General features: G+C 62.5%; 20 protein-coding genes and 1 pseudogene. 15 read left to right on the top strand and 6 right to left on the bottom strand.

The genetic code is table 11. The features are described from left to right. Positions 1-60 precede the first annotated feature (60 nt). Complete coding sequence (locus LDZ24_RS24500; protein ID WP_248323775.1) at positions 61-3,039, top strand: molybdopterin-dependent oxidoreductase; 2,979 nt, start codon at positions 61-63, stop codon at positions 3,037-3,039. 10 nt (positions 3,040-3,049) lie between these two features. Next, complete coding sequence (locus LDZ24_RS24495) at positions 3,050-3,913, top strand: 4Fe-4S dicluster domain-containing protein (RefSeq protein ID WP_248323774.1); 864 nt, start codon at positions 3,050-3,052, stop codon at positions 3,911-3,913. Positions 3,914-3,974: 61 nt separating this feature from the next. Here the strand turns inward: LDZ24_RS24495 and LDZ24_RS24490 are convergent, their stop codons facing one another. The 5 genes and pseudogenes from LDZ24_RS24490 to LDZ24_RS24470 form a co-directional block, all read right to left on the bottom strand. Then, positions 3,975-4,397, bottom strand: coding sequence for an MAPEG family protein (locus LDZ24_RS24490; RefSeq protein ID WP_248323773.1), 423 nt, complete (start codon positions 4,395-4,397; stop codon positions 3,975-3,977). A 224-nt stretch (positions 4,398-4,621) separates the two neighbouring features. Beyond that, the gene (gene catA / locus LDZ24_RS24485) at positions 4,622-5,557 is read right to left on the bottom strand and encodes a catechol 1,2-dioxygenase (protein WP_248323772.1); all 936 of its coding nucleotides are present in this window, start codon (positions 5,555-5,557) and stop codon (positions 4,622-4,624) included. A 44-nt stretch (positions 5,558-5,601) separates the two neighbouring features. Beyond that, entirely contained in the window at positions 5,602-5,892 is a 291-nt protein-coding gene (catC, locus tag LDZ24_RS24480; RefSeq protein WP_248323771.1) for a muconolactone Delta-isomerase, read from the bottom strand. Between the two features lie 15 nt (positions 5,893-5,907). Then, a pseudogene (locus LDZ24_RS24475) lies at positions 5,908-6,673 on the bottom strand (enolase C-terminal domain-like protein). A gap of 117 nt (positions 6,674-6,790) precedes the next feature. Further along, positions 6,791-7,996: a porin gene (locus LDZ24_RS24470; protein ID WP_248323770.1), complete on the bottom strand. Its 1,206-nt coding sequence runs from the start codon at positions 7,994-7,996 to the stop codon at positions 6,791-6,793. Positions 7,997-8,298: 302 nt separating this feature from the next. Here LDZ24_RS24470 and LDZ24_RS24465 point away from each other — a divergent pair, with 302 nt between their 5' ends. The 6 genes from LDZ24_RS24465 to LDZ24_RS24440 all read left to right on the top strand — a co-directional run bounded on the left by LDZ24_RS24465 (position 8,299) and on the right by LDZ24_RS24440 (position 15,111). Continuing rightward, on the top strand, positions 8,299-9,657 hold the full coding sequence (locus tag LDZ24_RS24465; RefSeq protein WP_371747479.1) for an MFS transporter: 1,359 nt from the start codon (positions 8,299-8,301) through the stop codon (positions 9,655-9,657). A gap of 32 nt (positions 9,658-9,689) precedes the next feature. After that, positions 9,690-10,880 (top strand): acyl-CoA dehydrogenase family protein, encoded by a 1,191-nt coding sequence (locus LDZ24_RS24460; protein WP_248323769.1) that lies wholly within the window; start codon positions 9,690-9,692, stop codon positions 10,878-10,880. Positions 10,881-10,887: 7 nt separating this feature from the next. Then, positions 10,888-11,544 (top strand): EthD family reductase, encoded by a 657-nt coding sequence (locus LDZ24_RS24455; RefSeq protein ID WP_248323768.1) that lies wholly within the window; start codon positions 10,888-10,890, stop codon positions 11,542-11,544. 55 nt (positions 11,545-11,599) lie between these two features. After that, entirely contained in the window at positions 11,600-12,520 is a 921-nt protein-coding gene (locus tag LDZ24_RS24450; protein ID WP_248323767.1) for a LysR family transcriptional regulator, read from the top strand. A 143-nt stretch (positions 12,521-12,663) separates the two neighbouring features. Continuing rightward, complete coding sequence (locus LDZ24_RS24445; RefSeq protein WP_248323766.1) at positions 12,664-13,971, top strand: MFS transporter; 1,308 nt, start codon at positions 12,664-12,666, stop codon at positions 13,969-13,971. Positions 13,972-14,148: 177 nt separating this feature from the next. Next, the gene (locus LDZ24_RS24440; protein ID WP_248323765.1) at positions 14,149-15,111 is read left to right on the top strand and encodes a PDR/VanB family oxidoreductase; all 963 of its coding nucleotides are present in this window, start codon (positions 14,149-14,151) and stop codon (positions 15,109-15,111) included. Here LDZ24_RS24440 and LDZ24_RS24435 read toward each other — a convergent pair. Next, complete coding sequence (locus tag LDZ24_RS24435) at positions 15,108-16,028, bottom strand: LysR family transcriptional regulator (protein WP_248323764.1); 921 nt, start codon at positions 16,026-16,028, stop codon at positions 15,108-15,110. The genes LDZ24_RS24440 and LDZ24_RS24435 overlap by 4 nt on opposite strands. A gap of 156 nt (positions 16,029-16,184) precedes the next feature. On the opposite strand from LDZ24_RS24435, the gene LDZ24_RS24430 reads away from it, so the two are divergent. The 7 genes from LDZ24_RS24430 to LDZ24_RS24400 all read left to right on the top strand — a co-directional run bounded on the left by LDZ24_RS24430 (position 16,185) and on the right by LDZ24_RS24400 (position 21,203). Beyond that, the gene (locus LDZ24_RS24430; protein WP_248323763.1) at positions 16,185-17,468 is read left to right on the top strand and encodes a Rieske 2Fe-2S domain-containing protein; all 1,284 of its coding nucleotides are present in this window, start codon (positions 16,185-16,187) and stop codon (positions 17,466-17,468) included. Then, a complete protein-coding gene (locus LDZ24_RS24425) occupies positions 17,465-17,965 on the top strand; it encodes an aromatic-ring-hydroxylating dioxygenase subunit beta (RefSeq protein WP_248323762.1) in 501 nt (166 codons plus the stop codon). The genes LDZ24_RS24430 and LDZ24_RS24425 overlap by 4 nt, the downstream gene beginning before the upstream one ends. Positions 17,966-17,984: 19 nt before the next feature. Next, entirely contained in the window at positions 17,985-18,359 is a 375-nt protein-coding gene (locus LDZ24_RS24420) for a tautomerase family protein (protein WP_248323761.1), read from the top strand. 63 nt (positions 18,360-18,422) lie between these two features. Then, on the top strand, positions 18,423-18,800 hold the full coding sequence (locus tag LDZ24_RS24415) for a hypothetical protein (RefSeq protein WP_248323760.1): 378 nt from the start codon (positions 18,423-18,425) through the stop codon (positions 18,798-18,800). Positions 18,801-18,804: 4 nt separating this feature from the next. After that, positions 18,805-19,308 carry a nuclear transport factor 2 family protein gene (locus LDZ24_RS24410; RefSeq protein ID WP_248323759.1) on the top strand — a complete coding sequence of 168 codons (504 nt, stop codon included), beginning with the start codon at positions 18,805-18,807 and terminating at the stop codon, positions 19,306-19,308. Continuing rightward, complete coding sequence (locus LDZ24_RS24405) at positions 19,305-20,447, top strand: amidase (RefSeq protein WP_248323758.1); 1,143 nt, start codon at positions 19,305-19,307, stop codon at positions 20,445-20,447. Before LDZ24_RS24410 ends, LDZ24_RS24405 begins: the two co-directional genes overlap by 4 nt. A 12-nt stretch (positions 20,448-20,459) precedes the next feature. Beyond that, positions 20,460-21,203, top strand: a complete 744-nt coding sequence (locus LDZ24_RS24400; RefSeq protein WP_248323757.1) for an SDR family NAD(P)-dependent oxidoreductase — start codon at positions 20,460-20,462, stop codon at positions 21,201-21,203. Positions 21,204-21,211: the final 8 nt, after the last annotated feature.

The raw sequence follows: 21,211 nt of genomic DNA, 5'->3' as shown, positions 1-21,211 counted from the left end.
GTCTGACGGTGGATTCCACCATGCCCTGCATCTGCCGCGAACTTCCTATTCGAACGAATCATGAAACGACAGGTTCTCAAGACCATTCTTTTTGCTCTGCCCAAAGTCCTCGACCTGACGGCACGCCGGTATCCGGCTTATCGTGATCGCTTGAAGGAGCGCAATGTCGTGGCATGGATCGGACTCGCGGATAAGAGCATTGGCCGCGTCGTCGAGATAAAGAACGGACAGGTCCGGTCGTTCGCGGGCAGGCATCTAGAGGCCGACGTCCGCATGGCTTTCAAGGACGTGCCTACTGCTCTGAAGTTTCTTTCGCCGAAGCCGGACCACGGCGAGATCATTCACGCTGCGAAGAACTTCAAGGTCGTCACCGAGGGCGAAGATGAACACGTCGTCTGGCTATTGCAAACCCTGAGCATGATGCAGACTGTCGGCCTGTCGATGGGCGTGCCGATGCGCGATGGCACCCGACGCTATACGACCTGCACGAACGGCGGTCCGCTCTTCGTCTATGTCAAGGATAAGAAGATCGTTCGGGTGACGCCTATCGACCTGGACAGCACCGATGCGCCTAGCTGGACTATCGAGGCGCGCGGACGCCGCTTTACTCCGCCACGGCGCGGCCTCGTCGCGCCTCATGCGCTGTCACTCAAATCGCTCGTCTATTCCGACAAGCGGATTCTCTATCCGATGAAGCGGATCGACTTCGATCCTGATGGCGAACGCAATCCTCAGAACCGGGGCAAGTCCGGATACGTCCGCATCGGCTGGGACGAAGCGCTCGACATTGTTGCGAAAGAGATCAATCGGCAGAAGCGCGTGCACGGTCCCGGTTCCATCACGTTCCCGATGTCGTCACATCATCAATGGGGCAATGTGGGCTACTACCTGAGTGCGCTCACGCGCTTTGCGAACCTGATCGGCTTCACTCGCGTGGCAGCGAACCCCGACAGTTGGGAAGGCTGGTACTGGGGCGCGATGCATCACTTCGGCAACTCGATGCGCATCGGCGTGCCATCGGGCTACGGTGGCGTCGAGGATTGCCTGAAGGAAGCCGACATGATCGTCTTCTGGTCGTGCGACCCCGAGAGCACCAACGGAGCCTATGCGGGATTCGAAGGAACGCCGCGCCGGCTGTGGGCCAAGGAACTCGGCATCGAGTTCGTTCATATCGATCCGCACTGCAATCCCACTGCGCAATTGCTGGGCGGCCGCTGGATCCCTATTCGACCGCAAACGGATGCTGCGCTCGCCACGGCGATCATGTACGTATGGACCGTGGAAGAACTGTACGACAAGGACTACGTCGCCACGCGCACGACCGGCTTCGACGAGTGGAAGGCCTACTTGCTAGGCGAGACCGATGGCATCCCCAAGACGCCCGAGTGGCAGGAGAGCGAGACCGGTGTGCCCGCCAAGGACGTCCGTGCGCTGGCGCGCCGCTGGGGAAATAAGAAGGTCCATCTTGCAGTCGGGATGACGGGCGCCGGCTTCGGTGGCGCAGGCCGTGGCGCGACCGGCGCGCAATGGGCGCGCTGCATGATCATGATGATGGCGATGCAGGGCTGGGGCAAGCCGGGCGTCAACTTCGGCTGTCTCGAAGTCGGCGTCCCGCACGATTTCCATTTCTACTTCCCCGGCTACGCGGATGGCGGCATTTCCGGCGATCTGGCCTGGACCGCGAACGCGGTGAACAACTATCAGCGCATGCCGCATATCCTCAGCATGAATCCCGTCAAGCAAATGGTCCCGCGGCAGCAACTGCCCGATGCCATCATCGACGGCCATGCCACGGGCTATCTGTGGGACGGCATGTCACAAGAGGCGCAATTCGCGCCCTTCACCTATCCGATGCCGGGGTATTCGCCGATCCACATGATCTATCGATACGGTGGGTCCGCCTTCAGCACGGTGACGAAGTCCGGACGCTGGGCCGATGCTTACCGGCATGGCAGCATCGAGTTCGTCGTCAATCAGTCGATCTGGATGGAAGGCGAAGCGCGATTCGCCGACATCATTCTTCCGGCTTGCACTGCGCTGGAGCGTTGGGACATCGGCGAATGGGCGAATGCGGGCGGATATGCTCACCACGGGCATGGCACGGTCAATCATCGCATCGTCACGTTGCAGCACAAGTGCATCGAGCCGTTGGGCGAGTCGCGCTCCGACTACGACATCTTCACCGCTATTGTGACGCGGCTGGGCCTGGGCGGCGTGTTCACCGAGGGATGCAGCGAACTCGATTGGGTCAAGCGGGTCTTTGCGTCGTCGGACTTGCCCGACCATATATCGTGGCGGTCGTTCTGTCGCAAGGGCTATTTCGTCGTGCCGCCCGAGAAGCCCGAGTTGCGTCATCCGGTGGACATGCGCTGGTTCGCCGAAGGCCGGCGCAAGGACTTGCAGGAGCCGCATCCTCTGCCCTCGCAGTTCGCGGAGAAGTTCGGCATGGGCCTGCAGACGCCGAGTGGCAAGCTGGAATTCGTGCCCGAGGTGCTCAAGCGAAACACTGCAGACAATCCCGAGCGCCCACCGCTGAACCGTTATATCCCTTCGTGGGAGGGAATGCGGACGAGCCTGGCGCAACGCTACCCGTTGCAGTTGATCGCCACTCACAGCCGTTACAGCTTTCATACCCATGCGGATGGCAAGAGCTCGTCCGTCAACAGTGTGCACGAGCATCGCGCGCTGATTGCGGGGCACCGTTTCTGGCTGCTGAGACTGAGCCCGGGCGACGCGGCCGCGCGCGGCATCGCTCATCGCGATCTGGTCAAGGTGTACAACGATCGGGGCGCCGTCATCTGCGCAGCAGACGTTTCGTCTCTGGTCAGCGCAGGCGTGGTCAAGTCGTACGAGGCCAGCGCGGAATTTCAGCTCGTCGACGTGGGTGGGGAACGCGTCGAGATCGGCGGCTGCATGAATATGCTGACACCTGATCGGCCACAGACCGCCGGCACGAGCAGCATGAGCCCGAACTCGTGCCTCGTTCAGGTCGAGAAGTGGCGAAACGCAGATGCATTCATACTCGCTCGCGCAGCGTAAGGACTACCAAATGAAAAAGTGGAACCTCGTTATCAATGTCGGGCGCTGTGAGAACTGCCACAACTGCGTGATAGCCGCGCGGGATGAGCACGTCGGCAACGACTTTCCCGGGTATTCCGCGCCCGCCTCGCCCGAAGCCGAAAGCACCATTCGCATCTTGCGCCGTGTGCAGGGCGACTCGCACATGGTGCAGACCACTTATCTTCCGGTGATGTGCAACCATTGCGACGAAGCACCGTGCATGCGGGTGGGCGGCGACGCCGTTCGCAAGCGCGCGGACGGTATCGTCATTATCGATCCCGAGAAGGCGCGAGGCAGAAAAGATATCGTGAAATCGTGCCCATACAAGGCGATTGTCTGGAACGCGGAACTCCAGTTACCGCAGACATGGATATTCGATGCTCATCTGCTCGACCAAGGCTGGCCCGAGCCGCGCTGCCAGCAGTCATGTCCCACGAACGTCTTCGAGACCGTTAAGCTGGACGATGCAGCGATGGCCGACAAGGCCCGACGCGAAGGGCTGAGGGTATTGCGGCCGAATCTGGGCACGAAGCCGCGCGTTTGGTACAGCGCGCTCGAGCGTTGGGAAACGTGCTTCATCGGCGGAAGCGTGAGCGCGAGCGTAGGCGGCGTAACCGAGTGTGTCGCGAATGCCGTGGTGAGCCTCTACGTCGGCAAGGAGAAGATGTCGGAAACGATCTCCGACGCCTTTGGCGATTTTCGATTCGACGGTCTGGCCAAAGGAAGCGGCAAATACCGGGTCGAGATCTGTCACGCGTCCGGCAGCGCGTGGCGCGAATGTGAGTTGGGCGAGAGCGTCTATCTGGGCGAGATCAGCCTCGTCGAGTCCGTGAGTGCGGTCGGTGTGGTGTGAGTCGGTGGCGAACGTGCGCCCGGGCATACCGGGACGCACCACGAAGCATTCGATGCCGCGCTCAACCGGCCGGCATGACGGTCCGCCACAGAAGGAATGCAGCAGCCAACAGATAACACGCGAATGTGAGCGCCATGCCTGCCACGCGAGAACCCGGAACCTCTCGGGATCGCGACAGCCCGAACGCGTGGACGACGCGACCCGTCACGAGCATGACTCCAAGGGTGTGAAGAAACATGCGAGGCGCGCCGGCCGCTTCACAGGTAAAGATAAGAAACAGGCCGAGAGGAACGTACTCGGCGAAGTTGCCGTGTGCGCGGATTGCCCGCAGCATGGTCTTGTTGCCGCCATCGCCGATAGCAATGCGCAGCCGCTGTCGTAAGCGCAGAGTGCGAATGCTCAAGCCCACGAAGAAGATCGCTAACAGCGCGGAGTAGAACGGCCACACCATGGCTTGCTCCTTCAACGTCAGCTTGTCCGGCACGGGCTACCGCCATCGTCAACGCTATATCATAGACGACCACGGGCGACGTAACGGCTTACTGGCTACGCCGTGCCTATCGCTAATTGCAGCATAAGTCACACTGCAAGAGCTCGATCATCGCGTCGAGATGCTGCTGCACCTCCGTGCGCTTCATCGGCCACGCCCAGCGAACGCAACGACCCGCCCACAACCGAAAGCAAGCGGCACCACTCCCCCACCTTCCCTCACGCCACAGCGGTCGCTCTCAGCCGATTAACGAGTTGATCGTCCTTCCCTCCGATCACCGGCGTCAGCACGAAGTTGAACTCGATCTCCTTGTACGCGTCCTCTTTCAACCCCAATGCCGCGCCGCCCGTCTTTTCGACAACCGGAGGAATCAGGTCCTCACGCGTGGCATAAGCGAAGTCGTCCCAAATGAGCGGATCACCTTCGATGTTGATCTGCGTCGTGAGCTTGCGCAGACCATCGCCCGTCACGAAGAAGTGCACATGCGCGGGACGGTTGCCGTGCCGCCCCAACGCGTTCAGCAAGCGTTGCGTCGAGCCTTGGGGCGGGCATCCGTAACCGACCGGCATGAGCGTGCGAAACTCGTACTTGCCGTCCTCGCCCGTGCGCACCGCCCCGCGCAAGTTGAACGGACTCTGCGCGCCGGTCGGGTCGAAGTGCGAATAGAAGCCCTTCGAATTGGCATGCCAGCATTCGACCACCGCGCCCGCAACGGGCCTGCCGTCCAGTCCCTTTACCGTTCCGCGAATGATCAACGGGCCAGCGTCCGCGTCTTCGTCGATATCGATCCTCGATACGCCATCGCGCACCGGCGCGCCTTCGACATACAACGGACCTTCGATCGTGCGCGGCGTGCCGCCATCCATTTCGGCTTGCTTGTCGGCGGCATCCATCCGCATGTCGAGGTACTTCTCCAGTCCGAGCCCCGCAGCAAGCAACGCCGCCTCGCCGTCCTGCCCGAGCTTGTTGAAGTAATTCACGCCTGCCCAGATTTCATCGGGCGTCATGTCGAGATCGTCGATGGCCTTGAACAGATCACTCAGCATGCGGTGCGTGATCTGCTTGGCGCGCGCATTGCCGTCATCGCTGTCGAGGTTGGCCGCTGCCGTGAGCAAGTCCTGCACTTCCTGATTGGCGAACACTTTAACGCTCATGATTCTGTCTCCATCGTTATCGGGGGATGTTTTATGGCTTACGCTCATGCATCGTCGTCGCGAATGGACGACGGGTGACGGCACAGTGGCGTCACCGAAATCTTCATGTACGGAAAAAGCGGCAAGGCGGTCAATATGTCATGGAGTTCCGCATTGCTTTCGACGTCGAAGATGCTGTAGTTCGCATACTCGCCCGCGATGCGCCATATATGACGCCATTTGCCGCTTCGCTGAAGCTCTTGCGAATACGCTTTCTCGCGCGACTTGATTGCGTTGGCCACATCGGCCGGCAGGTCCGGTGGAAGATTGACGTCCATGCGTACGTGGAAAAGCATCAGCGGTCTCCTTCTTTACTTGATGATCTTTGTCAGGCCGTCGCGCGTGAAGCGCTTTACCTTGGCTTCGTCCAGTTCGATACCGAGGCCCGGGCCGTTCGGCACGGTCAGTTCGAAGTCGCTGTAGTCGAGCGGCCGCGTCAGAATTTCTTCGGTAATCAGCAAGGGGCCGAACAACTCAGTGCCCCATTGCAGGTTAGCGAAGCTCGCAAACAAATGCGCCGATGCCACCGTGCTGAATGCGCCTTCCAGCATGGTGCCGCCGTATAGCTCGATGCCCGCGGCATCCGCAATCGCTGCAACGCGCTGTGCTGCAAAGAGACCGCCGCTCTGTTCGATCTTGATGGCGAAGACATCCGCGCCGCCATGCTTCGCGATCTCGAAAGCGCTTTCGGGGCCTTGCAGAATTTCATCGGCCATGAGCGCGACCGGAAAGCGGCGCATGAGACGTGCGAGCGCCGCAGCGGATGCGACCGGCTGCTCCACCAGTTCGCAACCGGCATCGGCCAATGCAATTCTGAATACGCGTCGCATCCTTGCCGATCGCGGCCGGCGCGACATACGCGTCGATCGCCAGCTTCATCGACTCGGGACTCTCGGGACCGTACGCCATGCCCGCGAAGGTCGTGCCTTCACCGATGCCGATCACGCCATCGCTGCAGAACACTTTCACGAGCATCAAGGTCTGCCCGTGCATCGTCGCGACCGATAGCTTATGCGGGCGAATCGTCGGTAAATCGACGAGACATGTTTCGATGCGTTCGATCGTCGCTGTGGTCATGAGAGTAGCTTGAGTGATTTCGACTACAAGGTAGTGATGCGCGCAAGATTGGTCAAATAGATCAAATGTGGCGGACTGCATCGGTTTGACTGATAGTGCGTGTGTCGAACCGCACGTTCAGAACTTATGACGTATTCCAACGCGCACGGTGCTTTGACGGTCGCTCGTCGAAGGCGTCAGGTTGTTGATGGCGGCCACCGCCGCCGTACCCGTCGAATCAGTCCCGGACGCCTTCTGATAAACGCCGATCAGATAGACGTCCGTGCGCTTCGAAAGGAAATAGTCCGCGCCGATGGCGCCCTGGTAGTACTTCGCGCCGGGATTGACGCCCGTGGATGTATCGACATCGCCGCCCTTCGTATAGTCGAACGCAGCGCCGACCAGGAGCGCGGGCGTCAACTGATACTTGAAGTTGATCTCCGCATTATTAAAACTGGCGTTGCCGCTATAGCCACGCGGATTCGGTCCTGAGTTCACCGTATCGCCGAGACTCTTGAATTGCACATTCGAATAGGTCGCGCCGATGGTCGCCGCGCCGATTGCATAGGCCGCGCCCGCCGCTACGACCTGATACGTCCGCGCCGATGCATAGCCGCTGTAAACGGGCGACGAGATGAAGTTGGCGGTCGCGCTCGGCGCCGTGCTCGCGCCGTTATCGCCGAAGAAGCCGACGTTCGGATTGCGCGCGTTCAGGTACGCGACGCCGAGCGTTATGGGACCGTTCGCATAGCCCGCGCCGAGCGACCACAACTGATTGCGCGACGCCGCGCCCGCCACGCCGCCCAGGCTATACACGCCGCCGAATGAGATGCCGTAGTACGTCTTGCTCGCGAACTTGAGCGCGTTGTTCACGCGATAGGCGTTGTTCAGGTTGTCCAGATCGCCGGGATGCGCGCCGATATATCCGGCCCACTGGGTACCGGATTCGAACGGACCCACGTAATCGACCACGGAGTCATACTGACGTCCGAGCGTCAATGTCCCATACGGACTCGCGAGGCCGACATAGGCCTGTCGCCCGAACATCAGCCCTTGCGTGCTGCCGCGGTTTTTCTGCGCCAGCGACCCGTTGTTCAGATCGAAGCCGTTCTCCAGCACGAAGAGCGCAGCCAGTCCGCCGCCGAGATCTTCCTTGCCGCGCAGGCCCCAACGGCTTGCCTGCATCACGCCGCTCGACACGTTGTACAGATTGTGGCCGCCTGAATTCGACGTCCAGTTGAGACCGTCATCGACGATGCCGTACAGCGTGACCGTGCTCTGCGCCTGCGCGCTTCCTGCCACCGCCAGCAACAGCACGGCCGTTGCGCTCACCTTGAGTTTCATTCTATTGATCCTTCTATCGAGGTTGTCCGATGGGGCAAGCAATGACCCGCCGCAAGTCTGCGTTGACCGATATGGCGTCGCACATCAGTCAAAAGAAGGAGGTTCGATAAGCGCCGCTGATACGAGGGTTTTCACTGCATGTTCATGCACGAGATTCATATCGCGCATTTTTGGCTTTGATTTGACCGCTGTTTTCTCGGCTCATATCGTTCGAACCATGTCATGACGGTGTCGATTCAAAGCGCCCCGCTGCGTGTGTTCCAACGATGCGGGAACCAATCTCTCGTGCCTCTCCAAAGCCCATGAACCCTGATGCCGTGAATCCCGATATGAGTGCGCCGCCCATTCCCGCGCGGCACGTTCCCCGCACGCGAAGCGGCGTGCGTCGCGCGGTCACCACCGCCGTGCTCGGTCAGATCCTCGAGTGGTATGACTTCTTTCTCTACGGCACCGCCGCCGCGCTCGTCTTCGGCAAGCTATTCTTTCCCGTGGGCAGCGACCCGCTGACGGGCACCATCGCGGCGTTCGGCGGCTTTACCGTCGGCTTCATCGCGCGGCCCATTGGCGGCGTGCTATGCGGTCATATCGGCGATCGCTACGGCCGCAAGGTCGTGATGATGCTCACGCTTCTCACCATGGGCACCGCGACGGTGCTGATGGGCGTGCTGCCGACGTATCAGCAGATCGGCATCGCGGCGCCGGTGCTGCTGGTGCTGTTGCGAATCATGCAAGGGCTCGCGGCAGGCGGCGAATGGAGCGGCAGCATCTTGCTGATCCACGAAAACGCGCCGCAGTCGAAGCGCGGCGCGCTTGCGGCGTGGAGTCCGTGCGGCGCTGCGCTCGGCTTCGTGCTGTCGACTGGCGCGTTCCTGCTCGTGCAAAACTTGCCGTCCAGCGACTTCCAGAGCTGGGGTTGGCGCATACCGTTCCTCGGCAGCGCCGCGCTCGTCGCGCTCGGTCTGTGGATGCGCCGCTCAGTCGGCGAAAGCGCGGCCTTCGCGGAAGTGAAGGCGACGCGTCACGAGAGCCGCATGCCCGTGATCGACGTGCTGAAGCAATGCCCGCGTGAAGTGCTCACCGTGTTCGGGCTGCGCTTCGGCGAAGGCGGCGCGTCGTACATCTTCTTCGCGTTCTCCATCGCATACGGGCAGTATCTCGGCATCAAGTCGAGCTGGATTCTCAGCGGCCTGACCGTGTCCATGCTGCTGATGATTCCGGTCTCGCTTTTCTTCGGCCACGTCACCGACAAGGTCGGCCGCAAGCCGGTGTATCTCGCCGGAGCCATCGCGATGCTGCTCGTCGCATGGCCCTACTTCGCGCTGCTCGGCTCGGGCGAGTACTGGAAGATCATGGCCGCGCTGATTCTCGCCAATAGCATCACCCTCGGCATTCTCGAAGGCGCACAGCCCGCGTTCATCAGCGAGATGTTGCCGGTGCACTTGCGCTTCTCCGGTCTCGGCATCGGCCGCGAGGTGTCGTCGGTGCTCGGCGGCGGTCTCTCGCCGATGATCGCCACCGCGCTGCTCGCGCACTATCGCAGCGCCGTGCCGGTCGCGATCTATCTCGGCGCGCTCGGACTCATCACCGTCATCGCGACCGTGCTGGCGCGCGAGACGTTCCCCAAAGCGATGCGCATGGCCGCGCGTCAGCACGCCGAATGACATCGGCCCACAACGATCGAGAGGTATCACGCATGCAAGCCCTTCAAAGCGATTCGATCATCGACTCGCAGGACGATTACCCTGAATACGCCGGACCGCTGTCGCTGGATGCGCTGATCGAGGAAGTCGAGCGCCGTCGCGACGAGTTCGACGCGATGTCTCACGTGCCGCGCGACATGGTCGGCAAGATGAAGCGCGCGGGCATCTTCCGCGCCAGCACGCCGAAGCGTTTCGGCGGCGATGCGCTGCCGCCGCCGCGCTTCCTGGAGATGCTGGAACGCATCGCGGTCGCGGACGGTTCGACGGCATGGGTCGCCGCGTTCGGCTCGGCGAACACCTATCTCGCCGCGCTGCCCGTGGAAATGCAGGCGCGCATCTATGCGACCGGTCCGGATCAGGTGTTCGCGGGCGGCTTGTATCCGCTGCAAAAGGCGGAGCGCGCGCCGGGCGGCTTCAAAGTGTCGGGGCAATGGCGCTTCGCGAGCGGCTGCAAGGGCGCGGACTGGATCGGCGTGGGCATCGGCGGAGCGCCCGCGGGCGCCGACGACAAGAACGCCGGCAAGCCGTTCACCGCGGTGTTCCCGGCGAGCGAAGTGGAGATCGTCGATAACTGGAACGTGGTCGGCATGCAGGGCACCGGCAGCCATGACTTGCGCCTGAAGGACAAGTACGTCGATGAGCGATGGACCTTCGTACGCGGCGGCGCGGCGTTGATCGACGAGCCGCTCTATCGCTATCCGGCGGTCGCGTATCAGGCGCAGGTTCATGCGGCCGTGAACATCGGCCTGGCACGCGCCGCGCTCGACCTGCTCGCCAGCATGTCCGGCGTGACGAAGACGACGACGGGCGCGCCGCGTCTTGCCGACCGTGCGTACTATCGCTCCGGTCTCGCGCAAGCGGAAGCGCAGCTGCGCAGCGCACGCGCGTTCTTCTTCGAGTCGGCGGAAGCGTCGTGGCAGACAGTGCTCGCAGGAGACCCGGTACAGCCTGCCGAAGCGAATCTGTTGCGCCTCTCGGCCACGCACGCGGCCCATACGTGTGCCGACATCGTGATGCAGGCGTACAAGATGGCGGGCATCGGCGCGATCTATCGCGAGAACCGCATGCAACGGCTCGTGCGCGATTCCATCGTCGTGACGCAGCACGCGTTTCTCGGCGAAGGCACCTATGACGCATCGGGCGCCATCTTCGTCGGCATCCCGCCGGTCACGCCTTATCCCTGATATGACGATGCAAGCCTGTCTCTTTCTCATCGGCGACACATCGTGCGATGCGTCCGCGCTGCATCATGCGGCGCAAGACGTCGAGGGCCTGCGTCGGCTGATCGTGCATGAAGCGATCGACGGCCAGGTCGATCCGCGCATCGCGCCTGCGCCGGACACGCCGTCGTGCGTGCTGCAATGGTATTTCGACGACCTCGCACCGCTCGAAGCGGCATGTGAACGCGACGGCGCGATTCATCGCATCGTGCGGGGTCATTCGTTCACGCAGCAGATCATGGCGGTGCGCTCGCTCAAGCAGGCATCAACGCATAGCCCATTGCAGCGATGCACCTACCTCGTCGCATACGAAGGCGCTGCAGACGACTTCAACGCGTGGCTCACGCATTACTTAAAACATCACCCGCCGCTGATGCTGCAATTGCCCGCGTTGCGGGAACTGGAAGTCTATACGCGCATCGACTGCGCGAGCGGTTTGCCGTTCGAACATGCGAACGCGATGCAGCGCAACAAGGTGGTCTTCGACGATGCCGCCGCGCTCATCGCTGCCCTTGCGTCGCCGATTCGTGACGCCATGCGCCGCGATTTCGATGCGTTGCCGCCCTACACCGGTGCAACGCCGCATTTTGCAATGCGCAGCTTGTACGGTAATCTCGCGCAACACTGACCGGGCGGTCGCGCTGAGCTCAACGCGCGCTTCGCCCTCGTTCGCGAGGCGAAGCATGAACAAGCCGCATCTCGGCATTGCCGATCTGAATCTGCTGCGCGTGTTCCTCGCCATCTGGGACTTGCGCAGTCTGACCGCCGCGGGCGACAGGCTCGGCCTCACGCAGCCCGCGGTGAGTCATGCGCTGCGCCGTCTGCGCACGCTGTTCGACGATCCGCTTTTCTTGCGCACGCCCGGCGGCATGGTGCCGACCGATGCCGCGTATCGGCTGTATCCGCCGCTCGCGCAGGCCTTCGCGATGATCAACGACGCCGTGCAGCAGCTCGGCAAGTTCGATCCCGCGACCGCGCAGCGCGTATTCCGCGTGTCGATGTCCGACATGTCGGAGTTCTATTTCCTGCCGCCGCTCGTCGCGATGCTCGACCGCGAGGCGCGCGGCATCCGCATCGAAGTGGCGAATCTTCCGGTGGAATCGGTGAGTGCCGCCATGCGCGCGGGCGAGATCGATCTTGCGCTCGGCTATGTGCCGGGGCTGGACGAAGGCTGCGTGAGCCAGACGCTCTTCGTGGACGAACATGTGTGCGTGGTGCGCGCGGGTCATCCGTTACGCCGCGCGAAGCCGACGCGCGAAGACCTTGCCGCCTTGCGTTATGTGTACGCGAGCACGAACGCCACGGGACATCGCATGGTCGAGCAGTGGCTCGACGAACTCAATCTCAAGCGCGATGTCGTGCTGCGCCTGCCTCATTTCATCGTCGCGCCCGAGATCGTGATGAACACCGATCTCGCCGTCATCTTTCCGAAGAGCATCGCGCGGCGCTTCAATCGCGGCAAGGCGTTTCGCGTGCTGCCACTGCCGTTCTCGCTGCCGCCCATCGAAATCGAGGTGCATTCGCATACGCAGTTCGCATCAGATCCCGGCATCGCGTGGCTGCGGGAAACGCTCGTCGCGATGTTCCATCAGTCCGAACCCTGACTCCATCGCATGCGGCGCACATTTGCCCCACTGATACCCGGCACGCTTTTCAGCCTATTTGACGTGGCTACCTGGCGACTCGACACTGCTCTACATGCGAAGCCTGCTCGAGGCGCGCCCCACGATCAATCAGGCGAGAAGACATGTCCACGGTTCAATCAACTTCCACAGCGGAACGCAGCACGGCCATGCAGGACCGCGCACTGAGACGCATCGTCGTGGCATCGGTCGCCGGCAATGCGATGGAGTGGTACGACTTCTTCGTCTACGGCACCGCCGCCGCGCTCGTCTTCGGACAGTTGTTCTTTCCCGCCAACGCGGACCCGCTGATCGGCACGCTCGGCGCGTTCGCCGCCTTCGCAATGGGCTTCGTCGCGCGGCCGCTCGGCGGCATCGTGTTCGGGCATATCGGCGATCGGTACGGACGTCGCGCATCGCTCGTATGGACGCTGCTCATCATGGGCTTCGCGACCTTCGGCATCGGCCTTTTGCCCACATACGACCACGTCGGCCTGTGGGCGCCGGCCGCGCTCGTCGGCCTGCGGCTGTTGCAGGGCGTCGCGTCCGGCGGCGAATGGGGCGGCGGCGTGCTGATGATCAGCGAAAGCGCGCCGCCGGAAAAGCGCGGCTATTACGCGGCATGGAGCCAGCTCGGCGTGGGCGGCGGCTTCGTGCTGTCGTCAGCAGCTTTTCTCGGCGCGCAAGCGTTGCCGCACGATCAGTTCATCTCGTGGGGCTGGCGCCTGCCGTTTCTCGCGAGCATCCTGATCTTCGCGCTCGGCGTCTATATTCGCCACAACCTTCCCGAGAGCCGCGACTTCGAAAACGCGGACAAGGCGGGTAAGACATCGCACATGCCGGTGGTGGAAGTCATCAAGCGGCACCCGAAAGAGATTCTCATGGCGATGGGCTTGCGCGTGGCGGAAAACGGCGGCGCGTATATCTTTCTCGCGTTCTCGCTCGTGTACGGCAAGTTCGCCGGCATCTCCAACTCAGTCATGCTGACGGGCGTCATGCTCGCGATGGTCATCGAAATGGTCGCCATGCTTCTCTGGGGCAAGCTCTCCGACCGCATCGGCCGCAAGCCCGTATATATGATCGGCGCCGTCTCGCTCGCGGTGATGGCGTTCCCCTTCTTCTGGCTGCTCAATACGCATTCGACGCCGCTCATCTGGCTTGCGCTCGTGCTCGGCACGGCTGTCTGTCACGGCGCGATGATCGGCACGCTGCCCGCGCTGGTCGGCGAACTGTTCAGCACGGAAGTGCGCTACTCGGGCGTCGCGCTGGGGCATGAAGTCGCTTCCATCTTCGCGGGCGGGATGTCGCCGCTCATCGCCACGGCGCTGCTTTCGCGCTATCACGCTTACTGGCCGGTCGCCCTCTTTCTCATCGTGCTCGGACTCATTACCGTCGTGACCTTGAAGTTCACGCACGAAACGCGTCAGCAGTAAATCTCACGCTTTTCTCTGCGCATTCGCACGGCTTTTGGCCGTGCGAATGCGCTTGTCCATTCAGCAATCGAATCAGTCCGCTTGATGTGACCTCAAGTTTTTAATCTATTTCTCTTATTCGATTCACGGCGCTAATCTCGGTTCATCGTCCCCTGTAAAGAGTCATCGGAACGCATCATGGAACTCTTCAAAGTCCGCGTCGACGCCGTGCGCGAGGAAGCGCATGGCGTGCGCTCGTTCAGCATCTCCCGCGTCGACGGCCTGCCCTTCGAGCAGTATGAGCCCGGCGCGCATATCGACGTCACCAGTCCGTCCGGCATCACGCGTCAATACTCGCTGTGTGGCGATCCGGAATGCGTCGAATCGCAAGTCTTTGCCGTGAAGAAGGAAGAGCAGTCGCGCGGCGGATCGCGCTCGCTGCATGAGGAGGTGAGCATCGGTACCGAGCTGTCGGTCGGCGCGCCGCGCAACCTCTTCAAGCTCGAAGAAGGCGCGAGTGAACATATCCTGATCGGCGCGGGTATCGGCATCACACCGCTTCTTTCGATGGCCTATCGCCTCGCCGCGCGCCACGCACGCTTCACGCTGCACTACTTCGCGCGCAGCGAACGTCACGCGGCCTTCATGACGCTGCTCACGCGCGCGCCTTTCGACAGGCACGTGAAGCTGCATTTCGGCGTGCAGCGCGATGCGCTTCCCGCGGCGCTCGATGTGTGTCTGCGCGACGCAGGCCCCGATGCGCATGTGTACACCTGCGGCCCGGCCCCGTTCATGGATCTCGTCGTCGACAGAGCGCAAGCGCGTTTGCCGGCCGAATCGATTCATCTCGAACGCTTCAAGGCCGAGCCTGCGCCCACGCTAGAAACATCGCTCGACAGCTTCGACGTGCAACTTGCGAGCACGGGCCAGACGGTGCACGTCGATGCGAAGACGTCCATCGTCGATGCGCTGGCGTCAATCGGCATCGAAGTGGATACGTCGTGCGGCGAAGGCGTGTGCGGCACCTGCATGGTGGATGTCGTGAGCGGAGAGCCGGAGCATCGCGACCATTGCCTGAGCAAAGCGGAACGCGCGAGCAACACGGTCATCTGCTGTTGCGTGTCGCGTTCGCGTTCTCCGGTGCTGGTGCTGGATCTCTAGGACTTCGTGAAGTTCGCGAGGATGTCGGAGATGAGCCCGCGCATCCACGCTATGCCTTCGTCCTCGTGGAAGTGCTCGTGCCAGTGCATCGTGACAGCGGCTTTCGGCAAGGGCACCGGCAACGCATAGATGCGGAAAGCATCATTGCGATTGAGGATATGCGCGAGCCGCTCGGGCAGCGTCGCGAGCAGGTTCGTCGCTGAGAGCACGCCCGGAACGGCGACGAAATGCGGCAGCGCCAACGCGATATTTCGCCCCACGCCTTGCGCGCGCAACGCATCGTCCAGTGCGTGATGGCTGTGTTCGAGCGATCGCACCTGCACATGCGATGCGGCAAGAAACTGCTCCAGCTTGAGCGTACTGCCCGCGGGCAGATCGCTGCGCTTGCGCGTCATGCACACATACGACTCCTCGAACAACAGTTGATGACGCGTGCGCGGCAGCAACGCAGGCAGATTGCCGATGGCGAAGTCGAGCCGGCTCGACCGCAATGCTTCTTCTATGTCCTCCACGGGCAAAGGCTCGACAACGAGCTTCACGCGCGGCGCGGCGTCCTGCAATGCCGCGCACAGCGCCGGCAAGTACGCCATTTCTCCCGCGTCGGACAGCGAGAGACGGAAGCTGCGCGTGCTCGTCGCCGGCTCGAATCGCTCCGCATAACGCAGCGCCTGACGCACCGTATCGAGCGCGCGTCCGACGATCTCCGCGAGCTCCAGCGCCACGGGCGTCGGCTGCATGCCCGCTTTCGTGCGAATGAAAAGCGTGTCGTCGAAGAGCGTGCGCAGCCGTCCGAGCGAGTAACTCACTGCGGGCTGCGACAGCGCAAGCCGCTCGCCTGCTTTCGTCAGACTGCGCTCTTCCACGATGGCCTGAAACACGCGCAGCAGATTGAGATCGATGTGGTCAATGGAAGTCATGGCGGCTCGGTAATATCGGCCGCGCTTATCCGGCGACCTGTTTTTAATCGATTTGACGCATGATCTTCGCAAAGCGAGACTGATGTCAACGAGAGGATGCGCTGATGTCGATGCCTTTTTCTCATGTGAGCCACTCAACTACTTCCCACGATCACGATGAGTACGCCGACCTATCAAACTATCGACACGAGCGCGCTCGCGAAGCGCGCCGAGGCCGATCGCATCGCGCCTTCCCTCTACTACGATCCGCAGCTGTTCGAAGAAGAACTCGAACGCATCTTCTATAAAACGTGGGTCTGGGTCGCGCATGAAAGCGAGTTGCCGAAACCGGGCGACTTCGTGACCACCACCATCGGCCGGCAGCCGGTCATCGTCGTGCGCGACAAGACGGGCGCCGTCAACGTGCTGCAGAACCGTTGCCGTCATCGCGGCGCGACCGTGTGCGAAGAACACAAAGGCAACGCGAAGGGCTTCACGTGCCCGTATCACAGCTGGTCCTATGCGCTCGACGGCACGCTGCGCGCGCTGCCCTATGGCGACGGTTATGAAGGCGTGTGCGAGAAAGGCGATCTGCCGCTCAAGAAGCTGCGCGTCGGCGTGTACCAGGGTTTGATCTTCGCGACCTTCAACGAAAGCATCGAATCGCTCGAAGACTTTCTCGGCGGCGCGAAGCCCTGGATCGATCTCTTCATGAAGCAAGGCGCGGGCTATCCGATCAAGTCCAACGGCGAGCACAAGTTCAAGTTCAAGGGCAACTGGAAGATCCAGCTCGAAAACACGACGGACTTGTATCACTTCCCGGTCGTCCACAAGTCATGGATGAAGTCTATCGACGATGAAACCGCGACCGCCATCACGAGCTTCATGACAAGCGACGAAGCGTTCTGCCGCTCGCTCGGCAATGGCCATAGCCTCGCGGTGTTGATGCCGGAGCTCGTCGATCTGGACAAGGACGACGGCGCGCCCTTGCCCGAGCGCTTCAATGAACTCGCCGCGCAACTCGCGCAAAAGCACACGCCCGAGGAAGTGCGCCGCATCGTGCGTTCGCTGATGGGCGTGGGCTTCAATCTGAATCTCTTTCCGAACCTTGCGCTGTCGATGGCCTTCTTCCGCGTGCTGCGCCCCATTTCCGCGGAAGAAACGGAGATTCGCCACGTCGCGCTCGGGATGGACGGCGGTCCCGAGGAAGCGAACCGCATGCGTCTGCGCATGCACGAACACTTTCAGGGTCCGTTCGGCTTCGGCAGTCCCGACGACGCCGAAGCATGGGAGCGCGTGCAGCGCGGCTCCTACGCCGGCCCCGATGTACCCATTCTCGTGAATCGCGGGCTGAACCGCGAAACCACCGCGCCGAACGGCGAAAAGACCGCGCACGCGACCGACGAAACCGGCATGCGCGAAGCCTACAGGCAATGGCGCGCAATGATGGAGCAAGCATGATGGACGACCGCAACGCACTCTTATCCGACCAGACGTTCGCACGCGCGATCGAGTTCATCTGGCGCGAAGCCGAGCTTCTGGACCGCCGCGACTATCAGGCGTGGCTGGAGTTGTGGGACCCGAAAGGCATCTACGTCGTGCCGATCGATCCCGATACGACTGACTACGCCGCGACCTTGAACTATGCATTCGACGATCAGCACATGCGCGAGCTGCGCGTGCAACGCATGACCTCGGGCTACTCGGCGTCCGCATCCGATGCGGCGCGCACGGTGCGCACGGTGTCGCGCTTCACGCGTTCGTCGGAGAGCGCCGATCTCGTCGAAGTGAGGTCGTCGCAGATCATCATCGCGTACAAGCGCGGCGTGTCGACCATCTTCGCGGCCGACCTCACGCACAAGATCAGCATGACCGACGGCGAGCCGCGCCTCGTCGAGAAGGTGATTCGGCTGATTAACTCGACCGAAGCACTGAGTGCCATCGGCTTTCTGCTTTGATGTTCGTGGATGAACTGCCATGCCGACACTCGAAGTCTATCTGCCGCAAGGCCATGCCGATGAACGCAAAGCCTCGCTCATTCACGGTCTGACACAGGCGACCGTCGATGCTATCGGCGCGCCGGCCGAATCGGTGCGCATTCTGTTGTCGGAGTTGCCGGCATCGAACATCGGCCTGGGCGGAAAACTCACGCCTGATGCGTTGCCGGTCATCATCGCGATTCTGATTGCGGGCCGCACGGAAGCGCAGAAAGAAGCGCTGATCGCGCGGCTGTGTCAAACGAGCGCCGCCGAACTCGACGTGCCGTTGCAGTCCACGCGCGTGATGATCAAGGACATACCGAATACGGATTTCGGTCTGGGCGGAAAGACCGCTCGCGCGCTCGGTCGATAGCGTGCAGTGCAATGCGGCTATCTGTGATCGCCCCATGCAAAAACGTTGAACAGGAACCTGACGATGCCCGATACGCGAAACCTGCCCCTGCGCGTGCTGTTCTGCTGCGGCGTCTCGCAGAGTTTCTTCGATCTGCCGCGCGAGCAGATCGGCGAGGTGTGGCAAGCCTACGGCAAGATGCTCAACGCCATCGAAGCGATGGACAACGTGCGCGTGCTCGGCGTGATGGATGACGACCGCCTCGTCGTCGGCAATGCGGACGGCGCGCCGTGGACCTTCTACATCATGGCCGATGTCGCCGATTTCGACACCGCCGTCGCCGTCTGCAATCTGTATCGCACGACGCCGGTCGGCGAGTACAACTTGTGGCGCTACGGCAAGATCGAAGCACGCGTGGGCCGCGCGCTGACGGTGCCGCCCGCTGTCGCCAATCATGGGTGATGCGATGAACGAGACCATCGTCAAGCGCTTGCGCGCGCTGGAGGCGCACAACGCGGTCCGCAGAAGCATCGCGCGGTACATGGCGCTGTGCGACGTGCCCGCGCGCGCGCTGGAAGGCGAATCGCTCGCGGCGCTCTTTTCCGACGATGCTGTGTGGGAAGGCATAGGCCCGCAGTATGCAAACAAGTTCGGTCGCTTAATCGGCCCGGCGAATATCGTCGCGATGTTGCAGCGCTATCTGCCGCCCACGCCGCATTTCACGACGAACACGCACTTTCTGACGAGCGAGCATATCGAAGTGCGCGGCGAGTCGGCGAAGGGCCGCTGGATCATGTTGCAGGCTTCCGGTTATGTTGATGGACGGGCCGAACTCATTGCGGCGCGGCTCGAAGTGGACTTCATGCCCTCACCGCACGACGAAGCCATCTGGCTGATCCGCCACTTCCGCACCGAGCGTCTCTTCGACGCGCCGTGGTCCGTCAATCCCGCCCGAGGGTTCATCGCATGAGCGCCTTCTTGCACGAGTTCGATCTCATCGCGCATGCACGTCCGGACGCGCCGACGATTGCGATCAAGGACAGCATCGATATCGCGGGCTACGCGACGACCGCCGCGAGCCGCGCGCTCGCCGACGCGCTGCCCGCCCCGCGCCACGCCGAAGTGGTGCAGCGTCTGCTCGACGCGGGCTGGCGCATCACCGGCAAGACCAACATGCACGAGCTGGCGTTCGGCATGACCGGCATCAACGACTTCTGCGGCACGCCGCGCAATCCGCAGGATGCGGCGCGCATTCCGGGCGGATCGTCGAGCGGTTCGGCGTCCGCGGTCGGCCTGCATCTCGTCGATGCCGCGCTCGGCACCGACACCGGCGGCTCGGTGCGCGGCCCGGCGGCGTGTTGCGGCGTGATCGGCCTCAAGCCCACGTTCGGACGCGTATCGCGCGATGGCGTCGCGCCGCGCGAGACCACGCTGGATTGCGTCGGTCCGTTCGCGCGTGACATGAATACGATCATCGACGTCATGCTCGCGATCGATCCGTCGTTTCAGGCGGGTCGCGCGCGCCGCGATGTCGCGCATGCGCGGGTGGCGATGCTCCATGTCGATGCGGACGACGACATCAGGCACGCGGTTGCCTCTGCGGCGACACGCAGCGGCTTGTCCACGCGTCCCGTGGCCCTCGCGTCGATGCGCGATGCCTTCGCAGCGGGGCTGGCTGTCATCAACGCGGAGACGTGGCGTGCGTTCGGCCATCTCGTCGATACCGGCAAGCTCGGCGCCGATATCGAAGCCCGCCTGCGCGCGGCGGCGAATACGAGCGCCGCCGATCTCGACAACGCGGAACGCATCCGCCGCGCGATCACGGATGAAGTCGACCGCACGCTCGATGACGCGGACGTGCTCACCCTGCCGACACTGCCGTCGCTCCCGATCACCATCGAGGCGGCGCGCGCGGGAACGTCGGTCATCGCGATGTCGTCGCTCATACGGCCATTCAATCTCAGCGGGCATCCTGCCATCACGTTGCCGGTGCCGATAAACGGAACGCGCATGAAGGCCGGATTGCAGATCGTCGGCCGCAAGGGCGAGGACGAGACGGTGTGCGCGGTCGCGGCGCGTATCGAAGCGGCGCTCGCATCCAACGAATGACGAGGACATGTGATGTCGAAGAGAGTCGTGCTCATCACAGGGGCCGCGCGCGGACTGGGCGAAGCGCTCGCGCGCCGCTTTCATGACGCGGGCTACAAAGTGGCGCTCGGCGATATCGCGTCCGATGCAGCGCAGAGGCTCGCGCGTGGGTTGAGCGGCGACGGGTCGAGCGCATTCGCGCTCAGGCTCGATGTGACATCGAAGGCCGATTTCGAGGCCGCGCGCGATGCGCTGATCGACCGCTGGGGCGCGATCGATGCGCTCGTCAACAACGCGGGCGCGTCGAAGGTGGTGCCCGTCATGGAGATCACGGCGGAAGAGTTCGATCAGGTCATCGACGTGAACTTGCGCAGCGTGCTGTTCGGCTGTCAGGTGTTCGGGCAGTACTTCGCCACGCACGGCGCGGGGCGGATCGTGAATATCGCATCGCTCGCGGGACAGAATGGCGGCTCGGCGACCGGCGCGCATTACGCGGCGGCCAAGGGCGGCGCCATCACGCTCACCAAGGTCTTCGCACGCGATCTCGCGGCGCATGGCGTGACAGTCAACGCGATCTCGCCGGGACCGCTCGATCTGGCGATCGTGCATGAGAGCGTGCCCGCCGACAAGCTGGAGAAGGTGATCGCCGGCATTCCGGTGGGACGCCTCGGCTCCGCGTCTTACATTGCCGATGTCGCCGTCACGCTCGCTTCCGCCGATGCCTACTTCGCCAACGGTGCGTGCTGGGATATCAACGGTGGACTTTTCATGCGTTGACTGATCAT

This window comes from Caballeronia sp. Sq4a, assembly GCF_023170545.1.
Classification (GTDB): domain Bacteria; phylum Pseudomonadota; class Gammaproteobacteria; order Burkholderiales; family Burkholderiaceae; genus Caballeronia.
This window is presented reverse-complemented; position numbering and strand designations above follow the sequence as displayed.

Excerpts from the sequence above, each read along its gene's own strand:
- LDZ24_RS24435 (WP_248323764.1), bottom strand. The coding sequence starts at position 16,028 with ATGACTTCCATTGACCACATCGATCTCAATCTGCTGCGCGTGTTTCAG.
- LDZ24_RS24430 (WP_248323763.1), top strand. The coding sequence starts at position 16,185 with ATGAGTACGCCGACCTATCAAACTATCGACACGAGCGCGCTCGCGAAG.
- LDZ24_RS24440 (WP_248323765.1), top strand. The coding sequence starts at position 14,149 with ATGGAACTCTTCAAAGTCCGCGTCGACGCCGTGCGCGAGGAAGCGCAT.
- LDZ24_RS24465 (WP_371747479.1), top strand. The coding sequence starts at position 8,299 with ATGAACCCTGATGCCGTGAATCCCGATATGAGTGCGCCGCCCATTCCC.
- LDZ24_RS24400 (WP_248323757.1), top strand. The coding sequence starts at position 20,460 with ATGTCGAAGAGAGTCGTGCTCATCACAGGGGCCGCGCGCGGACTGGGC.
- LDZ24_RS24425 (WP_248323762.1), top strand. The coding sequence starts at position 17,465 with ATGATGGACGACCGCAACGCACTCTTATCCGACCAGACGTTCGCACGC.
- LDZ24_RS24460 (WP_248323769.1), top strand. The coding sequence starts at position 9,690 with ATGCAAGCCCTTCAAAGCGATTCGATCATCGACTCGCAGGACGATTAC.
- LDZ24_RS24450 (WP_248323767.1), top strand. The coding sequence starts at position 11,600 with ATGAACAAGCCGCATCTCGGCATTGCCGATCTGAATCTGCTGCGCGTG.
- LDZ24_RS24495 (WP_248323774.1), top strand. The coding sequence starts at position 3,050 with ATGAAAAAGTGGAACCTCGTTATCAATGTCGGGCGCTGTGAGAACTGC.
- LDZ24_RS24500 (WP_248323775.1), top strand. The coding sequence starts at position 61 with ATGAAACGACAGGTTCTCAAGACCATTCTTTTTGCTCTGCCCAAAGTC.
- LDZ24_RS24470 (WP_248323770.1), bottom strand. The coding sequence starts at position 7,996 with ATGAAACTCAAGGTGAGCGCAACGGCCGTGCTGTTGCTGGCGGTGGCA.
- catC (WP_248323771.1), bottom strand. The coding sequence starts at position 5,892 with ATGCTTTTCCACGTACGCATGGACGTCAATCTTCCACCGGACCTGCCG.
- LDZ24_RS24410 (WP_248323759.1), top strand. The coding sequence starts at position 18,805 with ATGAACGAGACCATCGTCAAGCGCTTGCGCGCGCTGGAGGCGCACAAC.
- LDZ24_RS24415 (WP_248323760.1), top strand. The coding sequence starts at position 18,423 with ATGCCCGATACGCGAAACCTGCCCCTGCGCGTGCTGTTCTGCTGCGGC.
- LDZ24_RS24420 (WP_248323761.1), top strand. The coding sequence starts at position 17,985 with ATGCCGACACTCGAAGTCTATCTGCCGCAAGGCCATGCCGATGAACGC.
- LDZ24_RS24455 (WP_248323768.1), top strand. The coding sequence starts at position 10,888 with ATGCAAGCCTGTCTCTTTCTCATCGGCGACACATCGTGCGATGCGTCC.
- catA (WP_248323772.1), bottom strand. The coding sequence starts at position 5,557 with ATGAGCGTTAAAGTGTTCGCCAATCAGGAAGTGCAGGACTTGCTCACG.
- LDZ24_RS24405 (WP_248323758.1), top strand. The coding sequence starts at position 19,305 with ATGAGCGCCTTCTTGCACGAGTTCGATCTCATCGCGCATGCACGTCCG.
- LDZ24_RS24445 (WP_248323766.1), top strand. The coding sequence starts at position 12,664 with ATGTCCACGGTTCAATCAACTTCCACAGCGGAACGCAGCACGGCCATG.